General features: G+C 70.7%; 16 protein-coding genes, 1 tRNA gene and 3 pseudogenes. 14 read left to right on the top strand and 6 right to left on the bottom strand.

Going from position 1 to position 21,335, the window contains the following annotated elements; translation table 11 throughout:
- Nucleotides 1–24: 24 nt before the first annotated feature.
- The gene (locus tag ACZ60E_RS05370) at nt 25–786 is read right to left on the bottom strand and encodes an AfsR/SARP family transcriptional regulator (protein ID WP_469438389.1); all 762 of its coding nucleotides are present in this window, start codon (nt 784–786) and stop codon (nt 25–27) included.
- A gap of 207 nt (nt 787–993) precedes the next feature.
- Nucleotides 994–2,781, bottom strand: coding sequence for a helix-turn-helix domain-containing protein (locus tag ACZ60E_RS05365; RefSeq protein ID WP_469438387.1), 1,788 nt, complete (start codon nt 2,779–2,781; stop codon nt 994–996).
- A 401-nt stretch (nt 2,782–3,182) separates the two neighbouring features.
- Between ACZ60E_RS05365 and ACZ60E_RS05360 the strand changes: the two genes are divergently transcribed.
- The 4 genes from ACZ60E_RS05360 to ACZ60E_RS05345 all read left to right on the top strand — a co-directional run bounded on the left by ACZ60E_RS05360 (nt 3,183) and on the right by ACZ60E_RS05345 (nt 7,857).
- Nucleotides 3,183–4,058 carry a dioxygenase family protein gene (locus ACZ60E_RS05360; protein ID WP_469438385.1) on the top strand — a complete coding sequence of 292 codons (876 nt, stop codon included), beginning with the start codon at nt 3,183–3,185 and terminating at the stop codon, nt 4,056–4,058.
- Nucleotides 4,059–4,081: 23 nt separating this feature from the next.
- Nucleotides 4,082–5,137, top strand: coding sequence for a maleylacetate reductase (locus ACZ60E_RS05355; protein ID WP_469438987.1), 1,056 nt, complete (start codon nt 4,082–4,084; stop codon nt 5,135–5,137).
- A 138-nt stretch (nt 5,138–5,275) separates the two neighbouring features.
- Nucleotides 5,276–6,748, top strand: a complete 1,473-nt coding sequence (locus ACZ60E_RS05350; protein ID WP_469438986.1) for a glycoside hydrolase — start codon at nt 5,276–5,278, stop codon at nt 6,746–6,748.
- A 191-nt stretch (nt 6,749–6,939) separates the two neighbouring features.
- The gene (locus ACZ60E_RS05345; RefSeq protein ID WP_453795267.1) at nt 6,940–7,857 is read left to right on the top strand and encodes a YceI family protein; all 918 of its coding nucleotides are present in this window, start codon (nt 6,940–6,942) and stop codon (nt 7,855–7,857) included.
- Nucleotides 7,858–8,083: 226 nt separating this feature from the next.
- Here ACZ60E_RS05345 and ACZ60E_RS05340 read toward each other — a convergent pair whose 3' ends face one another.
- From ACZ60E_RS05340 to ACZ60E_RS05330, 3 genes are read right to left on the bottom strand one after another with little or no spacing between them, the layout of a single operon-like run.
- Nucleotides 8,084–8,989: an amidohydrolase family protein gene (locus ACZ60E_RS05340; protein ID WP_469438381.1), complete on the bottom strand. Its 906-nt coding sequence runs from the start codon at nt 8,987–8,989 to the stop codon at nt 8,084–8,086.
- Nucleotides 8,986–10,596, bottom strand: a complete 1,611-nt coding sequence (locus ACZ60E_RS05335) for an HAL/PAL/TAL family ammonia-lyase (RefSeq protein WP_469438379.1) — start codon at nt 10,594–10,596, stop codon at nt 8,986–8,988. Before ACZ60E_RS05335 ends, ACZ60E_RS05340 begins: the two co-directional genes overlap by 4 nt.
- Nucleotides 10,593–11,603: an ornithine cyclodeaminase family protein gene (locus ACZ60E_RS05330; RefSeq protein ID WP_384807300.1), complete on the bottom strand. Its 1,011-nt coding sequence runs from the start codon at nt 11,601–11,603 to the stop codon at nt 10,593–10,595. The genes ACZ60E_RS05335 and ACZ60E_RS05330 overlap by 4 nt, the downstream gene beginning before the upstream one ends.
- A gap of 119 nt (nt 11,604–11,722) precedes the next feature.
- On the opposite strand from ACZ60E_RS05330, the pseudogene ACZ60E_RS05325 reads away from it, so the two are divergent.
- From ACZ60E_RS05325 to ACZ60E_RS05300, 6 genes and pseudogenes are all read left to right on the top strand, one after another.
- Nucleotides 11,723–12,886 (top strand): annotated as a pseudogene (locus ACZ60E_RS05325) (ABC transporter ATP-binding protein); the annotation flags it as partial.
- Between the two features lie 332 nt (nt 12,887–13,218).
- A complete protein-coding gene (locus ACZ60E_RS05320; RefSeq protein ID WP_107019304.1) occupies nt 13,219–13,884 on the top strand; it encodes an ABC transporter permease in 666 nt (221 codons plus the stop codon).
- Nucleotides 13,881–14,570 (top strand): ABC transporter permease, encoded by a 690-nt coding sequence (locus tag ACZ60E_RS05315; RefSeq protein ID WP_384807298.1) that lies wholly within the window; start codon nt 13,881–13,883, stop codon nt 14,568–14,570. The genes ACZ60E_RS05320 and ACZ60E_RS05315 overlap by 4 nt, the downstream gene beginning before the upstream one ends.
- A gap of 116 nt (nt 14,571–14,686) precedes the next feature.
- On the top strand, nt 14,687–15,628 hold the full coding sequence (locus ACZ60E_RS05310) for an ABC transporter substrate-binding protein (protein ID WP_385837671.1): 942 nt from the start codon (nt 14,687–14,689) through the stop codon (nt 15,626–15,628).
- Between the two features lie 17 nt (nt 15,629–15,645).
- Nucleotides 15,646–16,530 (top strand): MurR/RpiR family transcriptional regulator, encoded by an 885-nt coding sequence (locus tag ACZ60E_RS05305; protein WP_469438375.1) that lies wholly within the window; start codon nt 15,646–15,648, stop codon nt 16,528–16,530.
- Nucleotides 16,531–16,684: 154 nt separating this feature from the next.
- Nucleotides 16,685–16,758, top strand: a tRNA-Pro gene (locus ACZ60E_RS05300).
- Between the two features lie 100 nt (nt 16,759–16,858).
- Here the strand turns inward: ACZ60E_RS05300 and ACZ60E_RS05295 are convergent.
- The gene (locus tag ACZ60E_RS05295; protein WP_469438985.1) at nt 16,859–18,076 is read right to left on the bottom strand and encodes a tyrosine-type recombinase/integrase; all 1,218 of its coding nucleotides are present in this window, start codon (nt 18,074–18,076) and stop codon (nt 16,859–16,861) included.
- Between the two features lie 662 nt (nt 18,077–18,738).
- On the opposite strand from ACZ60E_RS05295, the pseudogene ACZ60E_RS05290 reads away from it, so the two are divergent.
- The 4 genes and pseudogenes from ACZ60E_RS05290 to ACZ60E_RS05275 form a co-directional block, all read left to right on the top strand.
- Nucleotides 18,739–18,963, top strand: a pseudogene (locus ACZ60E_RS05290) (iron chelate uptake ABC transporter family permease subunit); the annotation flags it as partial.
- A gap of 2 nt (nt 18,964–18,965) precedes the next feature.
- Nucleotides 18,966–19,292, top strand: a pseudogene (locus ACZ60E_RS05285) (ATP-binding cassette domain-containing protein); the annotation flags it as partial.
- On the top strand, nt 19,292–20,074 hold the full coding sequence (locus tag ACZ60E_RS05280) for an ABC transporter substrate-binding protein (protein ID WP_469438373.1): 783 nt from the start codon (nt 19,292–19,294) through the stop codon (nt 20,072–20,074). The pseudogene ACZ60E_RS05285 and the gene ACZ60E_RS05280, both read left to right, overlap by 1 nt.
- A gap of 346 nt (nt 20,075–20,420) precedes the next feature.
- Nucleotides 20,421–21,229, top strand: a protein-coding gene (locus ACZ60E_RS05275) for an IS5 family transposase (protein ID WP_469438371.1) whose coding sequence is annotated in 2 segments (ribosomal slippage) — nt 20,421–20,768 and nt 20,771–21,229 — 807 coding nt in all. Because the reading frame shifts where the segments join, the coding sequence is not laid out codon by codon here.
- The last annotated feature ends 106 nt before the right edge of the window (nt 21,230–21,335 follow it).

The raw sequence follows: 21,335 nt of genomic DNA, 5'->3' as shown, positions 1-21,335 counted from the left end.
ACACCGCCCTGCGCTGAGCGTTCCTCAGACGGTCAGCGGTTCCCGTCGCAGGACCCTCTCGAACTGCGCCCGCAGCGCGTCCCCCGGCTCAAGGCCCAGGTTGTCGGCGAGCCGCCGCCGGGTGCGGTGGTAGACGTCCAGTGCCTCCGCCTGCCGCCCCGACCGGTACAGCGCGTTGATGAGCTGCTCGCAGAAACGCTCGCGCAGCGGATAGCGCGCGTGCAGCGGATGCAGCTCCGTGATGATCTCCCGGTGCCGGCCCAGCCGCAGCTCGGCGTCGAAGAGGTACTCGTACGCCGTCAGCCGGGTCTCGGTGAGCCGGGTGTACGCCATCCTGCTGATCAGCCCTTGCCCGGTGTCCAGCAGGGCCGGGCCCCGCCACAGGGCGAGCGCCTGATTCAGCAGCGGGATCGCCTGTCCGGGCGCGGACCTGTGGAGCGTGGCGGCCTGCCGGGTCAGATTGCAGAAGAGCGCGGCGTCGATGTCGTTCTCGGGCAAAGAAAGCATGTATCCGAAACTCGATGTGCGGATCAGGTCACGCAGATTGTCCTTCCCGGTGTGCGTGTCAATGATGCGGCGAAGACGGGCGACATGACCGTGCAGGGAGTTCTCCGCATTGCGCGGAAGATCCTCGCCCCACAACTCGTCGATCAGATCACTGCGTGACACCGGCCTGTTGGGTGAGAGTGCCAGTGCGGCCACAGTCGCCCGGAGTTTCTCGCCGGGCAGACGCAGCGTGACGGGGCCATCCGTGAGTTCTAATGGCCCGAGCAGACGAACCTTCAATTTTTCCCCCGTGGTTCAAGCGTGCAGGAACGCGTGAGGGAAGGGTAATTCCCGCTTTCGGGCGGAGCAATGCGGTTGCCGCAGAGGTGAGGCGTCCCACTGTCCGTGGTGTCATTCGCCTTTTCCGCCCCGTGCGTCCCGTGCCTTTCGCGGCGGCTCACGGAGGCCCGGCGGTGTTCTCCGGTTCCGCCCGGCGGCGGCGTTCCTTCAGCTGCGGTAGGCGCGCAGCTTTCGGTAGAGCGTGGCGCGGGCGATGCCCAGCGCGGCGGCCGTACGTGCCTTGTTGCCGCCGTGACTGCGCAGCGCCTCCAGGATGGCGGTGCGCTCGGCGTGCTCCATCGGGCTCAGCGGCCGGGCCGGGGGTCCTTCCCGGACGGGGTCCGGCAGTTCCGCCCGCCGTACGGGTCCGACGGTCCGCCGACCGTCGGCCAACGCCCTTACCAACCGGGCGAGTTCGGTGACATTGCCGGGCCACGTGTGCCGCTCCAGGGCGTGCAGCGCGTCCAGGGTCCAGGTCAGGGGCGGCTGGCCCGGCGCGGGCCTCGGCGTCAGTTCCGCCAGCAACTCCCTGATGTCGTCGGGGCGTTCACGCAGCGCCGGAAGGGCCACCGAGCGGGCGCCCAGGGTGTCGAGCAGCCGCTGGAGGCAGGGGCCCGGGGGAGTGCCGGGCGTGTACGTGACCAGGAGCGGCGCGTGCGGGTGGGCTTCGAGGCGGGATTCGAGGAGCGAGTTGAGCGAGGCGGCGTCGGTCTGCGTGAGCAGTTCGGCGTGGCGGAGCAGGAGGGCGCGGTCGGGGGCCGACGCCACGGTCCGGCCGTCGGTCGACGCGGCCCACCTGCCGATGGCGTCGGCGGTCGGCCGCTCCGCCGCGTCCACGACCAGCGGGGGCGGTCCGCCGCGCGCGGCCAGCAACTCCCTTGCCAGGAAGGCTTTTCCGGTGCCGCGTTCGCCGGTGAGCAGCAGGGGGCTACGGGAGCGGGCCAGTTCCGCCGCACGGCTCGTCGCGTGCCGCCAGGGGACGGAACGGCCGGCGGGCGCGATGCGGGGCGGTCCGACGGGGCGTACGGGCAGCCCGACGGGCGGTTCGACGACGGCGACCACGCCGATGACTGCGCCCTCGTGATGTACCTGCGTGATGCGCGCGGTGCCGGTGGCGTCGGGGAGGGGCAGGGTGTACGAGGGCGGGCTGTGTGGTCCGTGCGGTCCGTCCGGGCCGTCCGGGCCGTTCGGCCTGTTCGTCGCCGTGGTTCGTTCCAGGGCCTCCAGCGCCGACGGTGGCAGCAGGTCCGCCGCCGTCTCGTTGAGCAGGCGGTTGCGTCCGTCCAGCGCCACGACCGCCGCGCCCGGCCGGGCGGCAGCACGCTGGTAGGCGTCGAGCAGCACGCGTTCCGCCGTGCGCGAGCGGGTCAGGAGTTCCGCCTCCACGGCCGCCACCGTGGCCTCGGCGAGGGCGGCTCCGGGGTGCGGCGAGCGGTCGGCGCAGAGGCCGGACGCGACGGTCACCGTGCCCAGGACGCGGCCGTTCTCCGGCGCCAGCACCGGAACGCTCACGGCGGACACGTCCTGCCACAGGTCGAGGAAGTGCTCGGAGCCGTGTACCTCGGCGCGGCTCCGGCTGCGCAGGGCGAGTGCGGCGCTGTTGTGCCCGACCTCGCGCTCGGACAGGTCCGGGTGCCTCTCGTCGTGCGGGGTGTTCCCGCCCGACCACAGGACCCGTAGGCGCTCGTCGGTGAGGACCACGGCCGACTGCCCGGAGGAGAGCGGGGGCTCCAGCCGGTCGAGCACCGGCAGGGCGGCGGTCAGCAGGGCGGACCCCGTTGGGGGTGCGGGCCGGGCGGGCTCCGTGAGGTCGTGCGGTACGCCGAAGAAGCGGGCGCGGCGCCAGGCGGCGGCGATCTCGGTCGGTACGTCGTCGGGCAGCGGCTGCCCGGTCAGGAACCGTTCGCGTGCGCGGCGGAGCGGTGTGTGGGTGGGGGAGTCGTTTGCGGTGGTCACGGCGGTGTCCACGGTACCGGGTGTTGTTGAAGGGGCAACGAGGGGTGGTGCCTGGGCGTGTGGGTCTGTGCGGGTGTGTTGTGGTTGGCCGCGCCGTTCCCCGCGCCCCTGAGGGGGTGGGTGGCCCGGTCGTGGGGTTTGTGCGGGTGCGTCGTGGCTTGTCGCGCCGTTCCTCGCGCCCCTGAGGGGGCAGGGGTGGGCGTGGTTGCATTCGTGGGCAGACGCGATGGGTGACGCGTGCGCGGGTGCGTCGTGGCTGGGCGCGCCGTTCCTCGCGCCCCTGGCGGCGTGGGGGTGGGGGCTGCCCATAGGCGCGGCGGCCCTGGGGGAGGTGGGCGCGGGACCATACTTGGATCGGAGGGGTGCTGGGACCCGGAGAGATCGAGAGGGTGGGAGTCGTCATGAGTGTCGATGCCGGTGGGGACACGGTCACCGACGAGGCCGTGCGCAGCCTCGGGGCGGATACCGATCCGCGGTTGCGCGAGGTGCTGAGCGCGCTCGTCCGGCACGTGCACGACTTCGCCCGCGAGACCCGGCTCACCCAGCAGGAGTGGGAGCGCGCGATCGGCTTCCTGACGGCGACCGGGCAGACGTGCACCGACACCCGCCAGGAGTTCATCCTCCTCTCCGACGTGCTCGGGCTGTCGATGCTCGTGGAGACCCTGAACGCCGACCGCGGCCCCGGCGCCACCGAGTCCACCGTCCTCGGGCCCTTCCACATGACGGAGTCCCCCGTCCGTGACCTCGGCGCGGACATCGACCTCGTGGGCAGCGGCGAACCGTGCGTGGTCAGCGGCCGGGTGCTGTCCCAGGACGGCACCCCGCTGCCCGGAGCGACCCTCGACGTGTGGCAGGCCGACGCCCACGGCTTCTACGACGTGCAGCAGCCCGACGTCCAGCCCGCGGGCAACGGCCGAGGCCTCTTCACCACCGACGCGGCGGGCCGCTTCCACTTCCGCACCTGCGTACCGAGCCCGTACCCCATCCCGACCGACGGCCCGGTCGGCGACCTGCTCCGTGCCACCGGCCGCCACCCCTACCGCCCGGCGCACATCCACTTCATCGCCGGCGCCGAGGGACACACACCGGTCACCACGCACATCTTCGTGGCGGGCAGCGACTACCTCGACTCGGACGCCGTCTTCGCCGTGAAGCACAGTCTCGTCCAGGACTTCGCGGAGACCGACAACCCTGCCCTGGCACGGGAGTTCGGCATCCCGAACCCCTTCAGGCACGCCCGCTTCGACCTCGTACTGACCCCGGAGCGAACCGCGTGAACTTCTCCTACGAGGCACAGCCCATGCGTGTCGTCTTCCGGCCCGGCGCCTCGGTGACCGCGACGGCCGGCGAGGTCGAACGGCTCGGGCTGCGCCGGGTGCTCGTGGTGTCCGGAGCGCGCGGCGCCGACACGGCGAAGGCGGTCGCGAACTCGCTCGGTGACCTCTGCGCGGGCGTGCACGCCGAGGCCCGTATGCACGTCCCGGCCGAAGTCGCGGACCGGGCCGTCGAGGTGGCGCGCGAACTCGGCGCCGACGGCTGTGTCGCGGTCGGCGGCGGCTCGTCGATCGGCCTGGGCAAGGCGATCGCGCTGCGCACCGGCCTCCCGCTGATCGCCGTCCCCTCGACCTACTCCGGCTCCGAGATGACCCCCGTCTGGGGCCTCACCGAGCACGGCGCCAAACGCACCGGCCGCGACCCGTCGGTCCTCCCGCGCAGCGTCGTGTACGACCCCGGACTCACCCTCTCCATGCCCGTACCGCTCTCCGTCACCAGCGGGGTCAACGCCGTCGCGCACGCCGTGGAGGCGCTGTACGCCCCCGACACCTCGCCCCTGATCGCCCTGATGGCCGAGGAGGGCGTACGGGCGCTGACCTCGGCGCTCCCGGCGATCGCCGCCGAGCCGTCGGACCCGGAGGCCCGCAGCCGTGCCCTGTACGGGGCCTGGCTCTGCGGTTCCTGTCTGGGCGCGACCACCATGGGCCTGCACCACAAGCTCTGCCACGTGCTGGGCGGCACGTTCGGCCTGCCGCACGCCGAGACGCACACGGTGGTCCTCCCGTACGCCCTCGCGTTCAACGCGCCCGCCGCCCCCGCGGCCGTACGCGCGCTGAACCGTGCCCTCGACACCGACGACGCCCCGCACACGCTGTGGACCCTCGCCGGAGAACTCGGCGCACCCCGTTCCCTCGCCGGACTCGGTCTGACGGAGGCCGATCTGAAGGTGGCGGCGGAGCTGGTGGCGGGACAGGCGTACGCCAATCCGCGCCCTGTCACGACGGAGGACGCGCTGACCGTGCTGAAGGCGGCGTACGCGGGCCGGGCCCCTCGCGCGGCTGCGGCCTCATCCCCGTCCTGACATACGGCTCCAGCGATTCCCCGTGGCTGCGCGTCCCGCAAGCTATCGAAAGAGAAAGCGCTGTCATGCGTCTCGACAACCGTTTGCGGCCGCCCCATTCTTCAAGCAGGTTGTGGCATGAACCTGACAGGAGACCTCATGATCAAGCGCAGATCACTGCTGGCGGCGGCGGGCGGCACGCTGCTGGGCAGTGCGCTGGCGACAGGCACCGCCCGGGCCGACGCGACCATCGCGGTCAACCCCGCGACCGGCTACGGGCGTTGGGAGGGCTGGGGCACCTCCCTCGCCTGGTGGGCCAACGTCTTCGGCGCACGTGACGACTTCGCCGACATCTTCTTCACCACCAAGTCCGTGGCGTACGGCGGCAGAACCCTGCCCGGCCTCGGGCTGAACATCGCCCGCTACAACCTGGGCGCGTGCAGCCCCAACAGCGTGGGCGGCCAGAGCATGGTCGCCTCGCCCAACATCCCGGCGTTCAAGCAGATCGAGGGCTTCTGGCAGGACTGGAACAACGAGGACCCCACGTCCTCCGCCTGGGACTGGACGGCCGACGCCAACCAGCGCGCCGCCCTGGTCAAGGCGACCCAACGAGGCGCGGTCTCCGAGCTGTTCGCCAACTCGCCCATGTGGTGGATGTGCCTCAACCACAACCCCTCCGGAGCGTCCGGCGGCGGCAACAACCTCCAGTCCTGGAACTACCGCCAGCACGCCTCCCACCTGGCCGCCGTCGCCCTGTACGCGAAGAACAACTGGGGAGTGAACTTCGCGACGGTCGACCCGTTCAACGAGCCCTCGTCCAGCTGGTGGACCGCCACCGGCACGCAGGAGGGCTGCCACATGGACGCCACCGTCCAGGCGGCCGTCCTCCCGTACATGCGCAGCGAACTGGACACCCGCGGGCTGTCCGGCGTCAGGCTCTCGGCGTCCGACGAGACGAGCTACGACCTGGCGCGTACGACCTGGAACTCCTTCGGGTCGTCGACGAAGGCGCTGGTCAGCCAGGTCAACGTGCACGGCTACCAGGGCTCCGGCGGCCGACGCGACCTCCTCTACACCGATGCCGTCACAACGGCGGGCAAGAAGCTCTGGAACTCAGAGACCGGCGACAGCGACGGCACCGGCCTCACCCTGGCGAGCAACCTGTGCCTGGACTTCCGCTGGCTGCACCCGACCGCCTGGGTGTACTGGCAGGTGATGGACCCCTCCACCGGCTGGGCGATGATCGCGTACGACCAGAGCACGCTCCAGCCGACGACCGTGCAGACCAAGTACTACGTGATGGCCCAGTTCAGCCGGCACATCCGGCCGGGGATGACCATCATCGACACCGGCGTCGGCTACGCGGTGGCCGCCCACGACGCGACCCAGAGACGCCTGGTCGTCGTCGCGGTCAACTCCGGCGCGGCGCAGACGCTCACCTTCGACCTGTCCCGCTTCTCCGCGGTCACCGGCGGCACGGGCGGACTCGTACGGCGCTGGAACACGCTCACCTCCGGCGGCGGCGACCTCTACACCGCCCGCTCGGACACCTATCTGAACGGTAAAAGTCTGAGCGTGCCGTTCGCCGCCGCGTCGGTGCAGACCTTTGAGATCGACGGGGTGACCGTGTGACGGTCCCGGCTCGGACGCACTGACCGGAACGCACTGACCAGGACGCACTGACCAGGGCGGTGGTGCCGTCGCCCCGGGTGGGCGGGTGTCTCGTAATGAGACACCCGCCTTCGCGCGTCCGGGTCCAGGATGGTCATGAGCTGCGTGCCGTTTCGCCGGGGCTCCGACGCAGCCGATGAAAGGTGAACACCATGGCCCTCGCACTGCTTCGGCGCCGACGGCGGGAGCGGGCCTCCGGTGCCGGCGCGACGGGCGTCTCGCTTCCCCTCCCGCCCGGCGCGGGTGCCATCAGCCGTGAGGTCGTCGACCCCGTGGGCCAGCCGATGGGCGCGGCCGACGTGACGGTCACCGCGCTGGACACGCACCGGGTCGTGGCCCGCGGCACGACCGACCCGTACGGCTACTTCCTCGCGGCGCTGCCGCCCGGCCGGTACGGCCTGATGATCGCCGCCGAAGGTCTGCACCCGCACCAGGAGACGGTCGACGTGCCGGCCGGACCCGCAGCTCCCGCGGAACAGATCGCACTCCAGCCCGCCCGCCGACTGGAACTGCCAACCCCCGGCAACTGGCTCTTCGACCCGCCCCACATGGCGATCCGGTTCATCGCCAAGCATGTCGGCATGGCCCATGTGCACGGCCGCTTCGAGCGGTTCGACGGCGGCATCCAGATCGCCGACGACATGGCCGACTCCCGGCTGCACGTCCGGATCGACGCGTCGAGCATCACCACCGGCAACCGCACCCGCGACGACCACCTGCGGTCCGGGGACTTCCTGGACGTCGAACGGTTCCCGCACATCGACTTCCACAGCACGCGGTTCGCGTACCGCGGCGGCAGTAAATGGACCGTGCACGGCTCACTGACGATGCACGGGGTGAGCCGGTCGGTGGGGCTGGACACGACGTATCTCGGCACGGTGAACGGTGGATACGGGGAGGAGCTGCGGTGCGCGGCGCTCGCGAAGGCGGAGCTGCACCGGGAGGACTACACGTTGAACTGGCGTTCGATGCTGGCCCGGGGTATCGCGGTGGTCGGCCCGACGGTCCAGTTGGAACTGGACGTCCAGGCGATGTACGGGACGCATGACACGCCTACGCCGCCGGGGTAGCTGCCGCTGGCTTCGTTTGTTCGTCTGCGGGTGCGTTGTGGCTGGTCGCGCAGTTCCCCGCGCCCCTGGAAGGCGACGCCTGCGGCGTCAGCCTGATTGCCTGCGGGTGCGGGTGCGTTGTGGCTGGTCGCGCAGTTCCCCGCGCCCCTGAAGGGCGACGCCTGGCGGCGGCAGCCCGAATTCGCGCTCGCTTTGGGGTGCGCCCGAGGGGTGACGCCCGGTGGCGTCAGCTCTGTCCTGTCAGTAGGCGGCGGGGGTTTGTGATGCGGAAGGCGTAGGCCGCTGCTCCGCCCAGGCCGTAGCCGGGGGTTTGTGGGGGGTCTGCGTAGGGGCGGTCCGTGCCTTGGACCAGTGCGGCTGTGCCCAGGGCGCGGACCATCGACTCCACCGCGCGGGGGCCGTACGACGAGGTTTCCACGAAGACGTTCGGGTCGGTCTCCCTGTGGGCCTCCGCCCCGGCGCGGGCCACGAAGCGTTCGCCGTGCAGGGGTGCCAGGCCGGCCAGCAGCGCGAAGCACACCCGCAGCTGCGGATGGCGCGGCCTGCCGAACGCCCGGAACGCGAACCAGGCCGCGTGCATCTGCTGCACGTACGGCACCATCGCCGGCCACCACCCCGGCCGCTGGGATTCCTCGGCCGCCGGGCCCGGGTGGATGAACAGGGGGAGGTTGCGGGCCGTCAGCAGATCCAGCAGCGGGGCGCAGTGCTCGTAACCCGCCGCGTCGGCCAGGGTGTTCGCCGGGAGTTGCAGGCCCGCGAAACCCAGGTCCAGGTATCCGGCCGTCGTCTTCGCGTCGATGTCGCGGACACCCGCGGCGGCCCACGCGCCGAACGGGCGCGGCAGCTCCGCCGCGTCCTGGTGGTACGCGTCGAGCAGGGGGCGCGCCTCGGCTGAAGGGAGCCATTCCACGCCCAGCGGGGAGGACAGCGAGATCAGCGCCCTGCCGAGGCCGTCGGCGACCGCCCGTTCGGTCCGCCGGGCGATGTCGTGGTCGGCGGGGGAGACCTCGTAGGGCGGCTCACCGGCCGTGTGCAGCGTCCAGCCGTCCAGGAACGGCGGCTCGGTGCGCGCCCGCAGCGCCGCGACGAACGAGGCGGTCCACAGATGCTGGTGTACGTCGACGTTGGTCACGAGGCTTCTTCCGTCAGGGCACGCAGGGCGTTCCGCACCTCGTCGGACCCCAGGATGTCATCGTTCACCCGGTCCACGTCCACCCCGCAGGGCCGGTCCTCGTCCAGGGGCGGGACCAGCTCGCGGATCACCCGGTGGAGGAGGGCGGGGCCCTGTCCGAGCGTGGTGGGCGCGGCCAGGTCCACCGCCTGCGCGGCGGCCACGGCCTCCACGGCGAGCAGCTGCCGCAGCCGGACCAGCATGGTCGACAGCCGCCGCGCCCCGAGCGACGCGTTGGTCGAGTCGTCCTCGACGCCGTCCGCGCCGTGCCGGGGGTCGGTGCTCACCGGCGCCGACAGGAGACGGATCTCCGCGACCAGCGCCTGTGCCGTCTTCGCCAGCGGCGCGAAGCCCGAACGCTCCGGGCCGTGCGGCGAGAGGTTCGCGGGCAGCCCGCTGAGCCCGGGGTTGAGCAGCCGCCGCATGCGTTCGGCGGAGATCGCCGCGGTCTGGGTCAGGGCCAGCGCGACGGTGTCGAGGGCCAGGGCGAGGGCCGGGGTGTGGAAGTTGCCGGAGGAGAGGATCTCGCCGGGTACGTCGTCGGTGGCGGGCAGGACCACGGGGTTGTCGCCGCAGCCGTTGAGCTCGGGATCCAGCGCCGCGCTGGCGAGGTCGAGCGCGGCGTGCAGCGCTCCGTGCACCTGGGCCGCGCAGCGCAGGCTGATGGGGTCCTGGACCCGGCGGGCGTGCTTCGGATCCGTGAGGTCGCCGCCCGCCAGGAGTGCGAGCAGGTGTTCCGCCGCCCGGGACTGGCCGGGGGCCGGACGCAGGCCGAGGACCCGGGCGTCCAGGGGGCTGGTGTTCGCCCGGAAGCCCTCGAAGGTGAGTGCCGTGACCGCCTGGGCGAGGGTCAGGAGGGTGGCCGCCTCTTCGAGGACGAGAGCGCCGTGGCCTGCGGCCAGCGGGCTCGCGCTGCACAGGACGTGTCCGTCCTTGGGGCCCAGTTCGGCGGGGGTCAGCCCGGCCCGGCGCAGGGCCGCCGCGCCGTCGAGCACCTCGCCGGAGAGTTCGGCGCGGCCCTCGCCGATGACCACGAGGCCGACGTGGGCCATCTGGCACAGGTCCGAGGCGCCGATCGAGCCCACCTCGGGGACCAGCGGATGGACGCCGGAGTTGAGCAGGCCGACGAGCAGGGGCAGGATCCGCGGGCTGATTCCGCTGCCGCCGCCCGCCAGCCCGTTGACGCGGGCGATCAGGGCGGCGCGTACGACGGAGGCGGGCAGCGGGTCCCCGACCGCGTTGGCCCGGCCGCGTACCGTACGCACGCTGAACCGCGCGAGTTCGTCGCGCGGCAGGGCGTACGACGAACGGCTGCCGAGTCCCGTCGTCAGTCCGTACGTCGGCACCTGGCGGTCGACCACGTCGTCCACCACCGCGCGCTCGCGCGCCAGCCGGGGGAGCACCTCGTCCGCGAGGACGACCCGGGCACCGCGCAGGGCGACGGCGGCCACGTCCGCGCAGGACAGGGAGCGGCCGTCGACGGTCACCACTTCCGCCACCGCTCCTGCCGCCGATTCGATCGCCGGTTCGATCACTGCTTCGGATTCCGCGGGGTAGGGGCCCGTCATGAGAACCGCAGCTTCTGTCCGAGTCCGCGCTCCCCGGCCTTCGCGAGCACGGCCGCGCCCAGGGCGATGTCGGACAGGGACAGACCGCGGTGCCAGAACAGGATCGTCTCGTCGGACCGTTCCCGGCCGGGCCTGTCGCCCGCCACGATCTCGCACAGTTCGCCGTGCAGGGTCGTCTCGCTGAGCCGGCCCGACTCGACGTGCGCGCGCAGAGCACCGAAGGGCCCGGACCGGCACTGGCCCCAGTCGTCGACGACGACCTTGTCCATGATGTCGGTGAGCGAGAGCTCGACCGCGCTCATCGTTCCGTAGGGGACGACGAGCGCGCCCGGCGCGATCCACTCCGTCTTCAGCAGCGGCTCGGGCCGCTCCAGCCGGGACGCCTCCACGACGATGTCCGCGCCCTCGACGCACGATTTCCAGTCGTCGGTGACGATCACGGGCTTGCCGAGGTCGTCCTCCAGCCGCTTCGCGAAGGCCTCGCGGCTCTCCGGGCGGCGCGAGTGGACGCGGATCTCGTCGAGGTCGAAGATCCGGTCGAGCAGCCGGACGTTCCAGTACGAGGTGGCGCGGGCGCCGATGTGCCCCAGCACCTTGGAGTCACTTCTGGCCAGGTGCCGTGCGCCGAGCGCGGTGAGGGCGCCGGTCCGCATCTCGGTGATCGCGGTCGCGTCCAGCACGGCCAGCGGCATGCCCGTACGCGGATCGAAGAGGTTCAGCAGAGCCATCTCGGAGGGCAGACCGGACTTGTAATTGTCGACGTAGTCGCCCACGATCTTGACCCCGGCCATGCCGAGCGGGGCGACATAACCACGCAGGACGTTGAAGTGGCCGTTGAAGGCGGGGTCGGGTGTGAGATGCACCCGTGGTTCGATAACCGTCTCGCCGTGACCCTGGGCGAGCAGTCCCTGTTCGACGGCATCGAGTACTTCGGTGTCGCTCAGTTCCAGCTGTTCGATGTCGGAACCGTTCAGGAACGTGAACCAAACGGGGTCAAGTGCGGTCATTCCGGGCGTCCTCTCACTTTCTTCGGACGAACGTAACGCCCCGTTTACAAAAGGGGATTGACTGAAATTCAGTCACGAACAACTCTGCATGACGATATGCAGTCGGGTAAGGGGCAGCTTTGATCAGATTCGACGCGGTGAGCAAAAACTATCCCAACGGCACCACAGCCGTGGACGCACTGTCCCTGGAGCTGGCCGAGGGCGGCCTCACGGTCCTGGTCGGCCCCTCGGGCTGCGGCAAGACCACGACGCTGCGGATGGTCAACCGCATGGTGGAGCCGTCGGCGGGCACGGTCAGCCTGCGCGGCCAGGACATCAGGGAGGTGGCCGCCCCCGAACTGCGCAGGGGCATCGGTTACGTGATCCAGCACGCCGGGCTCTTCCCGCACCGGACCATCCTGGACAACGTCGCGACCGTGCCGCTGCTGCTCGGCTGGGGCAAGAAGAAGGCCCGCTCGCGCGCGGCCGAGCTGCTGGAACTGGTGGGGCTGCCGGCCACGATGGCCAAGCGCTACCCGTACCAGCTCTCCGGCGGGCAGCAGCAGCGCGTCGGGGTCGCCAGGGCACTGGGCGCGGATCCGCCCGTACTGCTCATGGACGAGCCGTTCAGCGCGGTCGACCCCATCGTGCGCGGCGAACTGCAGGCCGAGTTCCTGCGGCTGCAGAAGGAGCTGCACAAGACGATCGTCTTCGTCACCCACGACATCGACGAGGCCATCAAGCTGGGCGACCACATCGCGGTGTTCCGCACGGGCGGCAAGCTCGCGCAGTTCGACACCCCGGAGCGGCTGCTCGCGCACCCCGCCGACGACTTCGTGGCGGACTTCGTCGGGCAGGACCGCGGTATCCGCCGGCTCTCCTTCGTCCAGGCCTCCGGTCTGCCGCTGCGCGAGGGCCCGGTGCTGCCGGCGACCGCTCCCGTCGCCGACGCCCGGTCCCTGGGCGAGCCCTGGGTGCTCGCCGTCGACGCCGCCCGGCGTCCCCTCGGCTGGGCCGCGACCGCCGACCTCCCGCCCGGCGGCACCCTGGCGGACGCGACACTCGCCCCGCTCGGCCACACGTTCGCCCTGGTCGGCGACTCGGCGCGGGCCGCCCTCGACGCGGCCCTCCTGTCGCCCTCCCGCCTCGCGGTGGGAGTGGACGCGGACGGCGCGGTCGCGGGGGTCGCGGACGCGTACGAGCTGTCCGCCGCGATAGCGGGGGCGTCGGCACGCGCGGGCGAACCGGCCGAGACAGCCGCCCCGGCCGACGCATCCGCCCCGGCCGAGCCCGCTGCACCGATCGACACGACCAAGTCGGCCGCACCGGCAGCACCGGCGGAGTCGGCGGAGTCGGCCGACCCGGCTGCTCCGGCCACGTCGGCCGGCACGAGCGAGGCGCCCGACGCGGCCGCGGGGCCGGATCTGGGCAAGGCGCCCGAAGCCGGCAGGCCGCCGGGGGCGGCGGAGACCTCCGAGGGCCGTCTCGTGAAGAGCGACGCCGACGGCGAGACGTCGGCCGACGGTTCCGAAGGCCCGGAGAGCGACGGGACCCCGGACAGCGCAGCAGACGGCGTCGCCGGGACGGACGGCCCCGGTGACGCAGGCGGCGCCGGCAGTGCGGGCGGTGACGGTCGATGAGGGACGGGGAGCCGCTCATACGGTGGGTCTGGATCGGCGATCACGTCGGTGAGCTGGCCCACTACACCGGGGTCCATCTGCGGCTGGGCCTCCTGCCGGTGCTGTTCGGACTGATCATCTCCGTGCCGCTCGGCATGCTCTGCCACCGCTACCGGTGGGTCTACCCGCCCACCCTGACCGCGGCCAACGTCCTGTACTCCATCCCGTCGCTGGCCCTGTTCATGATCTTCGTCCGCTACACGGGGCTCACCGAACGCACGGTCATGATCCCGCTGACCCTGTACACGCTGTCGGTGCTCATCCCCAACGTCGTGGACGGACTGGCCTCGGTGCCCGATCCGGTACGGCAGGCGGCCACCGCGATGGGCTTCAGTACGGTCCGCCGGGTCGTCCAGGTCGAACTGCCGATCGCCGTGCCCGTCGTCGTCGCCGGTGTACGGGTCGCCGCGGTCTCCTCCATCAGCCTCGTCGCCGTGGGACAGCTGATCGGCCAGGGCGGCCTCGGTTACTACATCACCCGGGGCCTCCAGCTCGACTTCCCGACCCCGATCATCACCGCGACCGTACTGATCATGCTGCTGGCCCTCGTCACCGACGCACTGCTCGTCCTGGCGCAGCGGCTGCTCACGCCGTGGGCCCGCGGCAAGGGGGCGAAGGCGTGAACGATCTCCTGAACCAGATCCAGCTCGTCGGCGAGTGGCTGACGTCGTCCGCGCAGTGGCACGGCGACGACGGCATCCCGCACCGGCTCGCGGAGCACCTGACCTACAGCGGTCTGTCCCTGCTCTTCGCGACCGTGATCGGGCTGGCGTTCGGCCTGCTCGTCGGTCACACCGGCCGCGGCGCGTTCGCCGTCGCCACCGTCGCCAACCTCGCGCGCGCGATCCCCACCTTCGGCCTGGTCGTCCTCGTGGTGACCCTCGCCGGACTGAGTACCGCCCCCGTGCTGGTCGCCCTGGTGGCGCTGGCCGTACCGCCGATCCTCATCAACACCTTCGAGGGGGTCCGCGGTGTCGACCCCGACGCCCGGGACGCCGCGAAGGGGATGGGCATGACCGGCTGGGAGGTCCTGCTGAAGGTCGAGGTGCCGATGGCGCTGCCGCTGATCCTGCTCGGCCTGCGCGTCGCCGCCATCCAGGTGGTGGCCACGGCGACCGTGGCCGCGTATCCCGGTCTCGGCGGTCTGGGGCGCTACATCGTCGACGGGCTCTCGCGCAACGACTACCAACTGGTCATCGGCGGCTCCGCCGTCGTCGTGGCGCTGGCGCTCGTCGTCCAGGCCGCCTTCACCGCGCTGCGGCGCGCCGTCGTCTCGCCGGGGCTGCGGCCCGCGGCGGCCAAGTCATGAACCACCGGAACCACCGGAACGACCGGACCCAGCGGCCCGGCGCGCACCCGAACCGCGCGCAGGCCGCACCCGAGCACCACCCGAGACCCGAGCCGTACCTGAGAAAGGGAACACCCATGAAAGCCACGTACCGTACTGCCGCCTTCGGTCTTGTCGCCGCGCTCTCCCTGACCCTCACCGCCTGCGGAGGCAGTGACGACAGCGACGACAATCCGCTGACAGGCAGCAGCGGCGACAGCGGCGGCGGCAAGGCCATCGTCGTCGGCTCGGCGAACTTCCCCGAGAACCAGCTGCTCGCCGAGATCTACGCGCAGGCCCTGGAGGACAAGGGCCTGAAGGTGACCCGCAAGTTCGACATCGGCGCCCGCGAGGTCTACTACGACCAGGTCGTCAAGGGAGGCATCACCGTCTTCCCCGAGTACAACGGCGCCCTGCTGTCCACGGCGGTCGACAAGAAGAGCACCGCCACCGGCACGGAGGAGATCAACACCGAGCTGAAGGCGAAGCTCCCCAAGTCGGTCGAGATACTCGACTCCGCCGCGGCCGAGGACAAGGACTCGGTCACGGTCACCGCCGAGACCGCCGCCAAGTACAAGCTCAAGTCCCTGGCCGACCTCAAGCCGGTCGCGAAGGACCTGACCATCGGCGCCGGTTCCGAGTTCAAGACCCGCACCCAGGGCGGGGTCGGCCTGAAGGACGTCTACGGCGTCGAGTTCGGCAAGTTCCAGCCGCTGGACGCGGGCGCCCAGAGCACCCTGCTGAAGCTGCTGAAGGACGACAAGGTGCAGGCCGCCAACCTGTACACGACCGACCCCGCCATCGTCGAGGACAAGCTGGTGGTCCTGGAGGACCCGAAGAACCTCTTCTCCTCGCAGAACGTCACGCCCCTCGTCTACAAGTCCGCGGTGAACGACAAGGCCAAGTCGGCGCTCAACGCCATCTCGGCCAAGCTCACCACCGAGGACCTGCTGGACATGATGAAGAAGATCAGCAACGACAAGGAGGACTCCGCGGACGTCGCGAAGGAGTGGCTGACGTCGGCCGGTCTCGCGGGCTGACCCGGACGGGGACAGGGGTGAGCGACACGGAGGGAGCGGACGCGGGCACCGACGGCGGTACGTCCTCTGGGGCGGGCGCGCCCACACGGCTGCACCAGCTCTTCGAGGGCCGCCGTCTGACGCCCACCCAACGGCGTATCGCCCACTGTCTGGTCCGCCGGACGGCCGCCGCGCCGTTCCTGTCGAGCGTGGAACTGGCCCAGCTGGCCGGGGTCAGCCAGCCGTCGGTGACCCGGTTCGCGGTCGCCCTCGGCTTCGACGGGTATCCGGCGCTGCGCAGGCATCTGCGTGACGTCGTACCCGTCGGGCCGGCCGTGGACACACGGCCGGCCAACCCCTACCAGCGGGCGGTACGGGCCGAGGTCGACAACCTGCTCCAGCTGGCGTCCCTGCTGGCCGACCCCGGGCCGGTGGAGGAGGCGGGCAGGCTGCTCGCCGCCTCCCGGCCGCTGCCCGTGCTCGGGCTGCGCGCCTCGGCCGCCCAGGCGCGCGGCTTCGCCTACTTCGCCGCGAAGGTGCACCCCGACGTGCGCCTGCTCGACGAGGGCGGATCGCTGCTCGCCGACCGGATCGACGCGGCCCGTCACGCGGGGGCGAGCGCGCTGCTGTGCTTCGCGCTGCCGCGTCACCCGGCGGAGCTGCTGGCCGCGCTCGACCACGCCCGGGACGCCGGGCTGACCGTGGTGACGATCGCCGACGGCACGTTCGCGCCGGTGGCCGCCCACAGCGACCTGCTGCTGCCGGCCGCCGTGGGCACCGGCCTGGTCTTCGACACGGTGAGCGCCCCCATGCTCCTGGGGCAGGTCCTCCTGGAGGCGATGTGCGACGGCATGCCGGACGCCCAGTCCCGCCTGGAGGAGTTCGACGCGCGGGCCACGGCGAGGGGCCTGTTCGTCGAGTGATCCGACCCGACCTGACCCGACCTGATCTGACGGGTCCGGCTCGGGTCCCGCCCGGGTCCGGCCCGACCGGGCGCCCGGGAGCTTGGACGCCCGTCGCCCGGCGTGCGGTAAGGTTCACCTGCGTCTTCACGCGGTTCACCGCGGCGGGACGCATCGGGACGTGGCGCAGCTTGGTAGCGCACTTGACTGGGGGTCAAGGGGTCGCAGGTTCAAATCCTGTCGTCCCGACTCTATGGAGTCGCAGGTGAGGGGCGGTTTCGGAGGAATCCGAAACCGCCCCTCGATCATTCTTGGGGACCAGATGGGGACCAGCGGTCCTTGACCGGCGTCAGCGGGTGAGGACAGTCGTTGCGGGAAGCGTGCGCGGGGCGCGCAGCACGCTGAGGTGTGCGGAGAGTGCCGCACCGGCAGCTGTGATCTTGTGGACGTCCGGGTGCAGGTAGCGCTGAGTGGTGGTCAGTGAGCCGTGGCCGGCGATCCTGCGTAGTACGTGGAGGGGGACTCCGGCGTCTGCGAACCAGGTCAGTCCGGTGTGGCGGAGATCGTGGCGGCGCAGGTGCTCGTAGCCGAGGCGGGTGACAACCTCGTCCCAGTGTGTTGCGTCGCGCAGGACCGCGGTGGAGATGCGTCCTCCGCGTGGGCCGGTGAACAGACGTGCGTCAGGGGCGGGGCCGGCAGAGAGGATGCGCTGGGCCACGAGCGGGCGGATCTCCTCGATGATGGGAACCTTCCGGGCGCGCTTGCCTTTGGTGCCCTTGTCGGTGAGTCCGCCGGGCGCGGGCGTGGTCTGCCGCCGTACCGTCCAGATCCACTGGGTGGTGTCGATATCTCCGACGCGGCATCCGGAGACTTCCCCGATCCGGGCAGCGGTGCTCGCGGCGAACAGGACGACGTCGCCCCAGCCGCGGTACTGGTTGTAGGTGGCGGCCACGAGTGCGTCGGCCAGTTCGACGAGCGTGTCCCAGTCGGGCAGGGCGAGGGCCCGTGGGTCGCGGAGTTCGTCCTCGGCCTGCTTGTAGAGCTTCTGCCAGCCGCTGATGCGGGCGGGGTTGACTTTGATGATGCCGTCGCGGACCGCCTGTTCCATGACGCGGACCAGGACGGCGATGGTGTTCTTGACCGTGGAGCGGCTGTGTTCGTCGACGATCCAGTTCTGTACGGTGCGGTCGACGATGCCGTTGGTGATCATCCGTACGGCGAGGTGGCCCAGGGCAGGGACCACGCGCATCCGCCATCCCGCGAGATAGGGGTCGAGGGTCTTCAACTCCAGCCCGCGCAGGGCGAGATCCATGTTCGCGTCGCCGTATTCGGCGAGTTTTATGGTGGCGAGCGATGGGGACAGCCCGGCCTGCGCGGCCTCGATGATGTCCTGGAGCCACTCCTGCGCCTCGTCCTCGTCCGCCTTTCCCTCCGACATGGACAGGCGCCGCTTCGTAGCGGGATCGAACCAGCGGACCCGCGCTCGGTAGGGATGGGGGCGATCGGGGCGGTATTCGATGTCGGTGGAGAGCCGGACGCCGACCGGAACAACGGCCTTCTCGGCCATCAGGCTTCTCGGCCCGGGACGGTCCGGCGGCTTCGCAGCCATTCCTCCACGTCGAGCGCGCTGTACAGGACGACGCGTTCCGAAACGGAGACGAACGGCGGGCCCTGCGGTGGTCGAGCGGTACGCCAGCGCCGCAGAGTCGAGGTGTCCACGTGCAGACGGGCGGCGAGGTTGCTCGTTGAATACCAGGTGTTGGCCAGGAGAGACGAAGGGTTGTCGTCCTGGACGGAGACATTGCATCTGGCTGCGGAGTGTGGCGCGCCCTCCTGTTGCTTGCGCGGCTGACGGTTTGTGGACGCTGCTGTCGGTTCGGGGGGCAAGGGTGGTGGATCTCCGGGCGGTATGGAGCACCAAACGGGTGCTGGAGAAGAACCTCCGGCGACGGACGACGCGTAAACGGAGAGCAGGGACTCCACCTCTGCAGCGGTGGTGAGTTCTCGCCGATGGATCGATCCGCAGTGGTGCTCGGGGCAGACGTTGGACAACAATCGTCTGCAGGAACGCCGGTTTGGCTAACCGGCGATGTGCGGCTATGTTCCCCTCGCTCACGACGAGATCGCCGGAGCGCGGCTCCCACGAGGAACGAGACTCGCCGGGTGCGTGGACGATCGCGTACATGGTTGGCATACCAGGTGCCGTGCTGATTGATACCTTTCCGATAGCTGATGGTGCCGCACGTGGTGCGGATGCTGGTCGGCGCCGACCACAAGCGGGTACTGGCCGTGGCGCCGCTCGCCGGAGCCGTGTTGCTGATCTGGGCGGACCTGCTGTCCCGGCTCCTGGTCGCCCCCGCCGAACTGCCCGTCGGCGTGATCACCGCGGTCGTCGGAGTGTCCGCCTTCCTGCTGCTCATGCGGCGCGGCGGCTACGCGTTCGGAGGACGCTGACCATGGAACTCGACATCGACGGGGTGACGGTCGAGGCAGCCGGGGCCAGGATCGTCAACGACGTCCGGCTCACCGTGAAAAGCGGTGTGTTCGTCGGACTCGTCGGCCCGAACGGCAGCGGCAAATCGACACTGCTGCGCTGTGTGTACCGCGCACTGCGCCCGGCCGCGGGCACGGTGCGCCTCGACGGGGACGACCTGCACGCCCTGCCACCCCGCACGGCAGCCCGGTCACTGGCGGCGCTGCCGCAGGAGTCCTTGGCCGAATTCGACTTCACCGTCGCCGAGATGGTCACCATGGGCCGGATGCCGCACCAGGACCGCACTGCATGGCCGGCTTCGCCATGCCCGACGACAAGGGGGATCTGAACGGCGTCCCCTGGAGGGACGGCTACCGGAAGGTGCCGTGGATCTCCAAGGACCGCCTCACCAAGGAGAACGTCCTCGACGCCCGCGCCGACCTCGTCTTCGCCGGCTGGAACTACGGCTTCAGCGAGGACGGCGGTTTCACCCCCGAGGCCCTGGACAAGCTCGACATCTCCTCGTACCTCCTCACCGAGTCCTGCCGCAACGGGCGCACCAAGAACGCGCGCGGCGTCATGCCGCCCCGGGATGCCCTGTGCACCGACCTCACCAACCTCGGGAAGCTCTTCGGCGTCGAGAAGCACGCTGCCGCGCTGATCACCGACTTCAAGAAGCAGATCGTCGGCGTACGGGCGAACGCGCCCGTGAACGCTCCCAAGGTCTTCCTCTACGACAGCGGCCAGGACCAGCCCTTCTCCTCCGGCCGCTTCGCCGCTCCGGAGCAGATCATCACCGAGGCCGGCGGCATCAACGTGATGCATGACGTTGCGGACTCCTGGACCACTGTCGGCTGGGAGACCGTCGTCGAGCGCGACCCGGACGTCATCGTGATCTGCGACTACGGGGACGTGAGCGCCGAGGAGAAGAAGAAGTTCCTGCTCTCCTACGCCCCACTGCGCAACGTCTCCGCGATCAAGCACCGGCGGATCTTCACCCTTGACTACGTCGACCTCGTCGAGAGCCCCCGCAACCCGTCGGCGATCGCTCGGCTCGGCACGTACCTACGGTCGGCGGACGTGCAGGGCTGATGTCCGGCCGGTGGAAGAGGTGACGCCGGAATATCGGAGCGTACCGCCCATCCTTGCTGCAAGTAGTATGCAACAAAGCATGGCTTGCAGCAAAGTGGAACGCTGGGCCAGACTGGTGAGCATGGCATCGCCATACAAGACGGGTGCGGGGTGTCGTCCTGCCTGACCTCGTCCGTCCTCGCGGACGGCGTCCCGCACCCTTCCCGAGTCGAGCTGTCCGGACCTGTCGCGTACCGGAACGGAGCCGGGCCGGAACGCTGCAGCGCGTGCGCTGGCCATGCACCAGCAGGGATGGTCGTACTCAGACGCCATTTCAGTTGGCGTGATCTTGCGGCAGTCTGGGGTGATGACTGCTGCGCTTGTCGAACGGTTGGCGCCGGAAGAGCTGTGGGAGTTGTTCCAGCGGGTGGTCCCGCCGGCTCCCGAACGCCCGCAAGGCGGAGGGCACCGCCGTAGAGGGGACCGTGAGGTGCTGGCCGCGATCATCTTCGTGGCCACCTCGGGATGTACCTGGAACGAGATGCCTCCGGGTTTCGGGCTGTCAGGCGTGACGGCGTTCCGCAGGTTCACCGTGTGGACCGAGGCCCGGGTGTGGGCCAAGCTCCACCGTCTGGTCCTGGACGAACTCGGCTCCCGGGGCCAGCTGGACTGGTCGCGGTGCGCGATCGACTCCGTCAGCGTCCGGGCCCTCAAAGGGGGCGGCTGACGGGACCGAATCCGACCGACCGCGGCAAGAACGGATCGAAAATCCACCTCATCGTCGACCGCAATGGGCTGCCGCTGTCCATCGGCATCTCCGCCGCGAACCTCCATGACAGTCAGGCCCTCATCCCGCTGGTCCGCGGCATTGCGCCCATCCGCTCACATCGCGGCCCCCGACGGCGACGGCCCAGCAAGCTGCACGCAGACAGGGGCTACGACTACCGGCACCTGCGGCGATGGCTGTCACAGCGAGGCATCCGGCACCGCATCGCCCGAAAGGGCATCGAGTCGTCGCAGCGGCTGGGCCGGCACCGCTGGGTCGTCGAGCGGACCGTGTCCTGGCTGTCTGGCTGCCGACGTCTCCACCGCCGCTACGAACGCAAGCCAGAGCACTTCCTCGCGTTCACCGCCATCGCCGCGACCCTCATATGCCACCGCAGACTGACCAACTGAAATGGCGTCTAAGGGCTCGTAAAGAATCAACACGGTGGTTTTGTCTCTGTCGTGAGAGCGATGCCGTGCGCGGTTGCGTAGACGTGGAGGCCGGTGAGGGTGGTCA

This window comes from Streptomyces sp. NPDC102514, assembly GCF_055584525.1.
This window is presented reverse-complemented; position numbering and strand designations above follow the sequence as displayed.

Coding starts and splice junctions, on each gene's coding strand:
- ACZ60E_RS05360 (WP_469438385.1), top strand. CDS start 3,183: ATGAGTGTCGATGCCGGTGGGGACACGGTCACCGACGAGGCCGTGCGC.
- ACZ60E_RS05355 (WP_469438987.1), top strand. CDS start 4,082: ATGCGTGTCGTCTTCCGGCCCGGCGCCTCGGTGACCGCGACGGCCGGC.
- ACZ60E_RS05350 (WP_469438986.1), top strand. CDS start 5,276: ATGATCAAGCGCAGATCACTGCTGGCGGCGGCGGGCGGCACGCTGCTG.
- ACZ60E_RS05345 (WP_453795267.1), top strand. CDS start 6,940: ATGGCCCTCGCACTGCTTCGGCGCCGACGGCGGGAGCGGGCCTCCGGT.
- ACZ60E_RS05335 (WP_469438379.1), bottom strand. CDS start 10,596: ATGACGGGCCCCTACCCCGCGGAATCCGAAGCAGTGATCGAACCGGCG.
- ACZ60E_RS05330 (WP_384807300.1), bottom strand. CDS start 11,603: ATGACCGCACTTGACCCCGTTTGGTTCACGTTCCTGAACGGTTCCGAC.
- ACZ60E_RS05320 (WP_107019304.1), top strand. CDS start 13,219: ATGAGGGACGGGGAGCCGCTCATACGGTGGGTCTGGATCGGCGATCAC.
- ACZ60E_RS05310 (WP_385837671.1), top strand. CDS start 14,687: ATGAAAGCCACGTACCGTACTGCCGCCTTCGGTCTTGTCGCCGCGCTC.
- ACZ60E_RS05295 (WP_469438985.1), bottom strand. CDS start 18,076: ATGGCCGAGAAGGCCGTTGTTCCGGTCGGCGTCCGGCTCTCCACCGAC.
- ACZ60E_RS05280 (WP_469438373.1), top strand. CDS start 19,292: ATGGCCGGCTTCGCCATGCCCGACGACAAGGGGGATCTGAACGGCGTC.